The organism is Stenotrophomonas sp. 3diitr2024, from assembly GCF_042136455.1.
In the GTDB taxonomy this organism is placed as follows: Bacteria; Pseudomonadota; Gammaproteobacteria; order Xanthomonadales; family Xanthomonadaceae; genus Stenotrophomonas; species Stenotrophomonas sepilia.
On sequence record NZ_JBHHMJ010000833.1, the window covers coordinates 1 to 314 of the forward strand.

At 66.2% G+C, this 314-nt stretch carries 1 pseudogene; it reads left to right on the plus strand.

Going from position 1 to position 314, the window contains the following annotated elements:
* Positions 1-71: 71 nt before the first annotated feature.
* Positions 72-314, plus strand: a pseudogene (locus ABGA94_RS22205) (hypothetical protein); the annotation flags it as partial.

Below are 314 nucleotides of genomic sequence, written 5' to 3' on the forward strand. Positions count from 1 at the left end.
TGGGGCCGTGGTTGATCACCTCGATGAGCGTCGTCATGCTGCGGTCTCGTTGCGAAGAAGGAACCTGGGCGATGATAACCAAACCATTCGTTGGCGTACTGTGGGTGCTGTGTGCGGCGCTGCTGGCCACCGGCTGCGGCCTGTCCGCATCATCGGCGCTGGCGAGCCGGGCGACGTTAGCGGGATGCCGTTCGCTGACCGCATTCCACATCGAGGTTGAGCTGGCCCTGCTGCAGGCCGCGCTGGCCATTGTCCAGCTGGCGCCGCACGTGGCCGTCGAGGTCGCGCTGCTGCACGCCTGCGGGCAGCATCAA